This is a genomic window from Nostoc cf. edaphicum LEGE 07299 (assembly GCF_015207245.1).
In the GTDB taxonomy this organism is placed as follows: Bacteria; Cyanobacteriota; Cyanobacteriia; order Cyanobacteriales; family Nostocaceae; genus Nostoc; species Nostoc edaphicum_B.
The window spans coordinates 1-7,923 of sequence record NZ_JADEXF010000115.1 but is presented as its reverse complement, the minus strand read 5'-3'; the positions used below and the strand labels follow the sequence as shown (position 1 = coordinate 7,923).

Annotated in this window: 9 protein-coding genes; 7 read left to right on the top strand and 2 right to left on the bottom strand. The window is 39.2% G+C overall.

What is annotated here, in order from left to right:
• Positions 1-58 precede the first annotated feature (58 nt).
• From IQ229_RS05285 to IQ229_RS05265, 5 genes are all read left to right on the top strand, one after another.
• On the top strand, positions 59-289 hold the full coding sequence (locus IQ229_RS05285) for a hypothetical protein (RefSeq protein WP_194041922.1): 231 nt from the start codon (positions 59-61) through the stop codon (positions 287-289).
• A gap of 1,237 nt (positions 290-1,526) precedes the next feature.
• The gene (locus IQ229_RS05280) at positions 1,527-1,829 is read left to right on the top strand and encodes a hypothetical protein (RefSeq protein WP_228013161.1); all 303 of its coding nucleotides are present in this window, start codon (positions 1,527-1,529) and stop codon (positions 1,827-1,829) included.
• A gap of 25 nt (positions 1,830-1,854) precedes the next feature.
• Entirely contained in the window at positions 1,855-4,146 is a 2,292-nt protein-coding gene (locus tag IQ229_RS05275; RefSeq protein ID WP_228013159.1) for a hypothetical protein, read from the top strand.
• Positions 4,103-4,789 carry an OmpA family protein gene (locus IQ229_RS05270; protein ID WP_228013157.1) on the top strand — a complete coding sequence of 229 codons (687 nt, stop codon included), beginning with the start codon at positions 4,103-4,105 and terminating at the stop codon, positions 4,787-4,789. Before IQ229_RS05275 ends, IQ229_RS05270 begins: the two co-directional genes overlap by 44 nt.
• A gap of 13 nt (positions 4,790-4,802) precedes the next feature.
• Positions 4,803-6,188 (top strand): EH signature domain-containing protein, encoded by a 1,386-nt coding sequence (locus tag IQ229_RS05265; RefSeq protein WP_194041918.1) that lies wholly within the window; start codon positions 4,803-4,805, stop codon positions 6,186-6,188.
• A gap of 110 nt (positions 6,189-6,298) precedes the next feature.
• Here IQ229_RS05265 and IQ229_RS05260 read toward each other — a convergent pair whose 3' ends face one another.
• Entirely contained in the window at positions 6,299-6,652 is a 354-nt protein-coding gene (locus IQ229_RS05260; protein ID WP_194041916.1) for a DUF5615 family PIN-like protein, read from the bottom strand.
• Positions 6,649-6,885 (bottom strand): DUF433 domain-containing protein, encoded by a 237-nt coding sequence (locus IQ229_RS05255; protein ID WP_194041914.1) that lies wholly within the window; start codon positions 6,883-6,885, stop codon positions 6,649-6,651. Before IQ229_RS05255 ends, IQ229_RS05260 begins: the two co-directional genes overlap by 4 nt.
• Positions 6,886-6,902: 17 nt before the next feature.
• Between IQ229_RS05255 and IQ229_RS05250 the strand changes: the two genes are divergently transcribed.
• Together IQ229_RS05250 and IQ229_RS05245 are read left to right on the top strand one after the other, a co-directional pair.
• Positions 6,903-7,067 (top strand): hypothetical protein, encoded by a 165-nt coding sequence (locus IQ229_RS05250; protein WP_194041912.1) that lies wholly within the window; start codon positions 6,903-6,905, stop codon positions 7,065-7,067.
• Positions 7,068-7,157: 90 nt separating this feature from the next.
• Positions 7,158-7,880, top strand: a complete 723-nt coding sequence (locus IQ229_RS05245) for a TerC family protein (RefSeq protein WP_194041910.1) — start codon at positions 7,158-7,160, stop codon at positions 7,878-7,880.
• The last annotated feature ends 43 nt before the right edge of the window (positions 7,881-7,923 follow it).

Here is a 7,923-nt window from a genome sequence, read left to right as displayed (position 1 = left end):
AACGTAGGGACATGATGAAATATTAGGTAATTTTCAATTAGATACTATTAAAGAATTTTTGGTAAGTAATGATAGTGTCGCTGTTAGGGTAAGAGAGCATTTAGGAGAGCGATCTCTGTTTGATTTTGCAGTAAACTTAGATGAATCTTGGAGAATTTCTGAAACCAATGACAGGCTATCTGCTGTAAAAAATCTTCTAGCTGGTGAAGGAAATAGTATTGATACAGATGATATCAGGTTATTGGATTTAGCAGATAGTCTGGTGGGAAAGTTGGCAGAGATTTTGTGAAATTTTTAGTTGCGTAGTGGTAAATTCAATTGTCCTTAAAGTATTGAATTCGCAATGGTAATGTTGAGCTACTAAAAGATAATAGTAGCGATCGCATAATTTTATTAATTTTTACTATAAGACAGCATTTAGGAGAGCGATCGCTGTTTGATTTTACAGTAAAAAACTTCACCCTGTCCTATCAGACATCCCTCTCGTTAGTAAGGCTACGGTCTACAGACAAGTCGGAAATAGTAGTCTATCAATGAATAATTGACGAGTACATTCTTTGTAGAGACGGCGATTTATCGCGTCTCCCTAACGTGTCAGTTTTTTAGACGCGATAAATCGCGTCTCTACATGAGGGGTTTCTGGCTTATCCTAAGCGTATTGGGATAAAACTGGTGACTTGTACGTACACTCACTGTAACGTTACTAAGAAGAGAGACAAATTTTACATAGTCAAATCAAGGTGAGGTATCTTAATTGCACACACCCTAAGTATTTGTTGCAAAATTTCAATTGTTTATTGCCAATGTTCAAACAATTGTTACTCACGTTAAAGCATTTATAAGAAAGGCTTAAGTCTTTCTTGCAAAGATTAAATATTTTCTTATCAATGTTGAAACAGTTGTTACTCACGTTAAAGCATTTATAAGAAAGGTTTAAGTATTTCTTACAAAGATTAAATATTTTCTTATGAATGTTGAAGCAATTGTTACTCACGTTAAAGCATTTATAAGAAAGGTTTAAGCATTTCTTACAAAGATTAAATATTTACTTATCAATGCTGAAGCAATTGTTATTCAGGTTGAAACTGTTCCCTTAAAAAGTACACCCGACTTTAAGCAGAGAAACGGGATTAGCCTTTAACTCTCTGGAATATAAACATCTGTTATTGTATCCATCAGTGAGGATGTCGCTGGATAAGGTACGATACTTTGGAACCAATAACAGCTATGCGATCGCAACCCTCGTTTTTACAAAAATAGATGTAGGGTGTGCTAGGGCTTGCGTAACGCACTATCTCAGGTTTTTGGTTACGCTAACACAGTAACAGCAACAACACACTCTACATTTTCTCAACGCCCAAAGAGTGGTTTGGTATCAAAAACTACTTTTATCAAAATAGATTTACCAATAAAAGTTAAATAAAAGTTCCCATTTTGGGAATGATAGACCTATTGAAGCTCAGGCAAGTAGGTCAAAAGTATTGATTAGTGAAACTGCAAAAATCTTGTACCCCTCGGTAGATAAATTGGTTAACGAAATTGTGGCGGTTAACCACGCTTGGAAAGTGGCTTGTGAATTATTTGGACAAGATTCACCACTATCTATTTCTTCACGGGATTTAAAAACCTGTTTGCAAGTGCGTTTGTTACGAAGCTATGCACCAGAACAGGTTTATTTAATTGAGGATAAAGAATCAGAAGGTGAACCACTTTACAGCTTACGTCTGCGAGAACCTATAGGAAACCGCCTATATGCAGAGCATCTCCCAATGCGGATAGCTCAAGAAGTTTTTGCCGATAAAGAATTAGAGCAATTCAAAAAGATATAACCAAGATAAACAAGAGGGGTGCAGTGTGGAAATAGCAAAAGTTTGGGACATTATTTGGGATAACGAACCTTTTCATTGGGCAACTGCTTTTGTCTTAATAGCCGCAATTATTGTCGAGCTTTACACATTATTTCAGTATTGGCGCTCAGAGTGTGGCATAACTGGAGCCTCTATTAAATGTTTGAGTAATTTGAAAAATGGTAAAAATGTAAAGCTTTCAAACGAAGTTCGCCAATGGTTAAAGGATCATTTAGGAACCGATGACTCTAGTAGATTCAGACAAAAAGATGGTAATTTCATACTGATAAAGCATCCGTCTGTTTTAGCCCATCCCATACCTCGTAGTTCCCTGCACTTTGTGATAACCTTGTGTACTGCCATCGGCGTTTTAGGAACCTTTTACAGTATACAGGAGGGACTCCAAGGAATAAATTTATCTACAGAAAATCCTAAAGAATTGATGACTGCCAGTAAAGGGCTACTGGTAGGAATGAAAACAGCTTTTTCTACTTCCTTGATGGGGCTTGGTTCTGGTAGCTTGTTTACTTTAGTTTTGTTTGGGTGTGATTCGCTAAGGCAGAAACGGCGCGATAGTTTGCGTCAGAAATTGAAGGCGATCGCAATTTTGAAAACGGCAGATAACGACAACCGTGAAGTAGTTGAAGCACTTAGTCTTGTAGCAAAAAACTTGACCGGGTTAAAGCAACTAAATGCGGAAGGCATTGGTCAAGCTGTAGGTAGGAGTATTGCAGAACAATTCGCCGGCTTAAACCAATTGTCAGCCCATGCTATTGGTCAATCTGTAGGAGAGCAAGTGCAAACTGCTATTTTACCAGCGCTGCGAGCAATTTTCAAAGAGCAGCAACAACTTCGAGAACTCCAAGAAAATCAGGGACAGAGAGTTTTAGAAGAACTCATTAAGGATATGCGAGTTCAGGTACTCGAACCCATTGCAGATCGACTAGATAAAAGTGCAGAGTTAACCCAACAAGCTTCCGAAGCTGTGCTGAGTTTACATAGAGAATTGGGTGGTATATCTCAAAGTTTGGCTAGTTCCATCTTGACAATTCAGAACTTTCAAAAAGAAACTTTGGTCGAACTCCAAGTATTCGCTAACCACCTGGGATACACTCTCAATCAATTTCAAACAGATACAAAAGGTGTTTTACAACAAACAGCCGACGAAATTAATCGAGCCGTAAACCAAAGTATCCAAGGAATGACAGCCCAGAGAAGTGCTTTTGAAACAAGTGCAGTGCAAGCTGCTGCTACCTTCCGAGGAATTCGAGAGGAACTTCAGACAGCGCTACAAGAACGCGCATCTGTGGAAAAGGAGATGCTTCAAGGATTTGCTAGCAATATGGGACAAACTTTGAGTCAATTCCAAACTGAAACTACGGGAGTTATACAACAAACATCTCACGAAATTAATCGAGCTGTAGTTCAGAGTATCGAAGGAATGACAGCCCAGCGAAGTGCTTTTGAAGCCAGTGCAGTGCAAGCTGCTGCTACCTTCCGGGGAATTCGAGAGGAACTTCAGACAGCGCTACAAGAACGCGCAGCAGTAGAACAGCAGATGCTTCAAGCTACTCGGACTGGAATTATCCAAATTCTCACCCAAGCAAATACAACCTTTCATGAGCAAACTAATACTCTACAAACAGTAGGTAATCAAGCTTCTGGGTTGATGAATGATGCGAAGGATAATCTTCTGGCTACTTTAGTAAATATTGATGCGACACTCACAGCAACTCGCCATACAGTAGAAGATGATTTGACAAGATTTAGGGAAGAATATCAAACAAATTTACAGACATTCTTTCAACAACAAAACAACTTACTCGAAGGGACGCTAGGCAAACAACGAGATGGATTATCTGGGGTTGTGAACAATCTTGATAAAGTCTTCCGAGAAGAATCTCAAAGGCGTAATGAATTGACTCAAGAAGTAGATAAAAGCATGACTAAAATTCAGGTGTCTGTAGAACAAATTAACAGATTAGTTAGTGCGGCTGGATTAAACGATGCACAACGACTAATGCAACTACAAGAACTTGCCCGTGATATTGGCGAACAAGTGCAAATAGTAGACAATTCATACAGAAATTTGAATCGAAAATTTGACGATAGCCTTCAGGCTTGGCAGGGTCATCTTGAAGTTTCTATGCAAAGGACTGTTGACTCACAGTTAAGCTTTTTCCAACAAGCAGATACTTCTATGGCTAGAGTTTGCGGAGGTTTGCTAGAGACAGCAAGAGTTTTAGTTGCTGCACATGATAACCGCCAATTTGGTAATGGTGGAAGCAATCATGGATGATTTTATCAGAGGTGAAATTGATGCAGATATTATAGAGGATGATGACTCTAGTATCTATCTGTCTATTGGCGATCTGATGTCTGGTTTACTAATGTTTTTTGCTTTGCTATTTATTACAGCCCTACTCCAACTTGCACAAAAGGATGTACCAAAACGGGTAGTAATTGGTAACGTTGTGGGACAGATGAAAAGCAACAATATCAATGTTAAAGTCAACCCAGGAACTGGGGATGTCAGTATCCAAGAATCAATTCTTTTTGCTAAGGGAAGTACAGAACTTAAACCAGAAGGTAAAGCCTTTCTACGCCGCTTTATTCCTGTTTACAGTGGGGTTATTTTCTCAAAACCAGAATTTGAGCAGGAAATTAGCCGCGTAGTTATAGAAGGTCACACTAGCTCAGATGGAGACGACAAAACTAATTTACAACTAAGTTTGTTGCGATCATCATCAGTTTACAACTACATTTTTTATGATATGAATTTCCCTACCAAAGCACCTTTAAGCCAGAAAATATTAGCTGCTGGTCGTGGAGAAATTGAATCTGACAAGAAACGTGATAATCCAAGCGATCGCAAAGTAGTTTTCCGCTTTCAGTTTCGCAGTGATGAATTAAAGAAAAATATCACTAAAACCTCTCTTTAAAGGAACTCAAACATTGAATTATCAGTTTTCCATTCCTTCCCTACCTGAAACTCCCAAGTGTAGTCCTAATCAACTTATTCAGCTTGCAAATAACTTACTAGATGTAACAATATCAATACCAAGCATTGATAAAATATTAGAAGCTATTGAACAGGGTAAAGCGGATCAGGTAAGTCAGTTGGACTGGGTTTACTGCATTCATGCTAAAGCACAGTGGGATCAGCAAAATATTGACCGAGCCGGGAACACATCAACAGCTATTTGGCAGGTAGCAATTTCTAACTTATGGTTGCAACATCAGCTATTGTGGCGTTTGGCTCTTTATCATAGTGGTCAGCAAGAATCGGTGTTAGCACAGTCTCTAGCAGAATCTTTTGATATATTTGCTAATTCTGACTTAGTTAATCACCTGCTACCAGTTCAAATTATTCGGGCGCTTCGCAGTACACAAACAGGTAGAGAATTGGCAAAAATTGCTTGTGAACAGCGTGTAACCCAAACTGAACTGCTAAACCAAATTCGAGAGGATTTACCTATTTGGATTCCATTATTCAGTAAGTTTATAGAATACATAACTCCCTATTTCTCTAAAATTATTTCTCCGAATCAGGAGCAGGTGAATTGGCTATTAAGCTGTTTGGATGAAATGTCAGATAATCAGCAAATAAAAGCTGTCAATTATTTACTAGCTAATGTTTGCACTTATAAAGCTAATAATCATTATTTAGTGGTTGATTGGTTGCGAAATAATTATAGAAATGGTGAAAATTGGTATAAGCTTTCAGATCCAGCAAGGCAAAGACTTCGAGAATGGATTGGAGGTATCAATTATGGTGATTTCCAAAAGTTAGTAAATCTCATATTGAACAAGTTAGATTTAGAAAACTTCGAGTCAAATAGGCTATGTAGTCGCAGGGATTTTTGGGCTAACTACAGTAACCGCTTTGAACGGCTTCGCATCTTGTTACCCAAGACATCGCAAATTGCCATAGGGTATAAAATCGAAGGTGATGTTGATCTACTAGAGGATGATGGTAGCGACCCAACAGAGGTTTGTATATTCGATTTTGGTGAGTGGTTTGTAGTCGAATTCTTTCGTGGAAGAGGTAGTGAGACGCGCCTGTTTCCGAAAAATTCCATAAATGAGCAAATCCTTTTTGGTGAATCCACACTTTCAGTCAAGCGGATTCGTTGTCTGGGTGGCGATAGACACGATCATGTTTATCTTTGGCAGGTATTTTCCCACACCTGGCTTGCAGATAAAGGAATTTTGCCTAATTTAGATACCCAGCCTCCCAGAAACCCGACAGTAGATCAATTGCAAAAGCGAGAACACAAGTTTGAGCCGTGGCAAAGAGAGATTGAATGTCTAGAACGGGAAGCTAAAGCCTATGTGTGATGTTAGAAATTTTTATAAGCTAATCGTCATTCATTTTTCCAGACTGACTCGCTTGTGGTAAGGGCTTCAGCCCTGGGTTTATGCAACTTAAATGCTCATTAGCTTAGAGACTACTGATGCACAATAATGGTGTCTCGATTTATTTCAATATAGGAATGCTGCTTAAACAATTCAACTACAGATTGGAAGTTAGCTATAAATAGGGATTCCAATTCTGAGTTATTGATATTGCCTGTGGTGATTAAAAGTAGTTTATAAGGTTGCTGAACTGTTAAAAAAGAGTTGACAAAATCCACATCTTTGGTAATTAAAATTCGATTTTGTTGAATTGATACGGCATTAATCTCATTATCTGGCGTAGCATTTTCCCGTGGTAAGTCTCTGGTGTGGATCGTGTCATAACCTGAAGTTTTGAGAAAACGGGCAAGACGAACTGGTAACTGAGCATCGACAAGAAATTTCATGAGGCGATTCGATGAATGCTTTTGACTTGGCTGAGTCGAGCGGCAAATAACAAGACAGCCAAAATGTCTTCAGATTCTAAATCGTCATAATCTTTCAATATTTCTTCAGTAGTCATACCAGAACTGAGCAGTTCCAAAATAAACTCAACTGGATAACGAAGTCCTCGAATGCAGGGTTTACCGTGGCAGATATTTGGATTATGAGTGATGCGTTGTAGAAGTGTGTTATCCATAAACTCTTACCATATTTTTGTTCTCATCTTCTAATTTTAGATGCGAACTGACAGCAGCCCATTGCGATCGCCTTCACGAAAATGTTAAAACCTTGGGTGTATTGACTTATACGCAAATTCCCCCACTTGCCCTGCGATCGCATACATTCAACCCTCTTCAAAATCCACCACAAGCACGTTAAGCTGGATTAGAGTGACAATTTATTGCGCTTTTTAATATATAAATCTCCGTTCTTGTCAAATTTTAATTTTTTCTGCTTGAGAAACCCGGAATGCTAGACCGAATTTTTGATTACCTCGACTTTCATTTCAGCCTTGAAGCCGTTATAGTTCTGCTGATCCTGGTGCTTTTAGAGGCGCTGTTATCTGCCGATAATGCGATCGCTCTCGCTGCGATCGCAAAGGGGTTGGAAGACAAGGAACTTGAGCGTAGAGCTTTGAACTTTGGTTTAGTCGTTGCTTATGTGCTGCGAATCTCCCTGATTCTCACTGCCACTTGGGTACAACAATTCTGGCAATTTGAATTATTGGGCGCTGCTTATCTACTGTGGTTGGTATTTCAACACTTTACCTCGGAAGAAACTAAGGACGATCACCATCACGGGCCGCGGTTTAATTCATTGTTGCAAGCGATACCTGTGATTGCATTTACAGATTTGGCATTTTCTTTGGATAGTGTGACAACTGCGATCGCAGTTTCTCAAGAGAAATGGCTAGTGCTGACGGGTGCAACAATTGGTATTATCACGCTGCGATTCATGGCGGGATTGTTTATCCGTTGGCTAGACGAATATGAAAACCTAGAAGACGCAGGCTATGTAACTGTAGCCTTGGTGGGCTTGCGCTTATTGTTGAAAGTGGTGAACGATAGTTTAGTTCCACCAGAATGGATCATGATTGCTGCCATCTTCCTGATCTTAGGCTGGGGATTTTCCAAGCGCGTTAGTACTGAATTACCCCAAGTAGAACCGGAAAAGAGCGAAGTCTCTAAGTAAGAATAGGGAATAGGGAATAGGGAATAGGGAATAGGGAATAGGG

Bases quoted from the DNA above. Each gene is read 5' to 3' on its own strand.
- IQ229_RS05270 (WP_228013157.1), top strand. From the start codon at position 4,103: ATGATAACCGCCAATTTGGTAATGGTGGAAGCAATCATGGATGATTTT.
- IQ229_RS05260 (WP_194041916.1), bottom strand. From the start codon at position 6,652: ATGAAATTTCTTGTCGATGCTCAGTTACCAGTTCGTCTTGCCCGTTTT.
- IQ229_RS05255 (WP_194041914.1), bottom strand. From the start codon at position 6,885: ATGGATAACACACTTCTACAACGCATCACTCATAATCCAAATATCTGC.
- IQ229_RS05245 (WP_194041910.1), top strand. From the start codon at position 7,158: ATGCTAGACCGAATTTTTGATTACCTCGACTTTCATTTCAGCCTTGAA.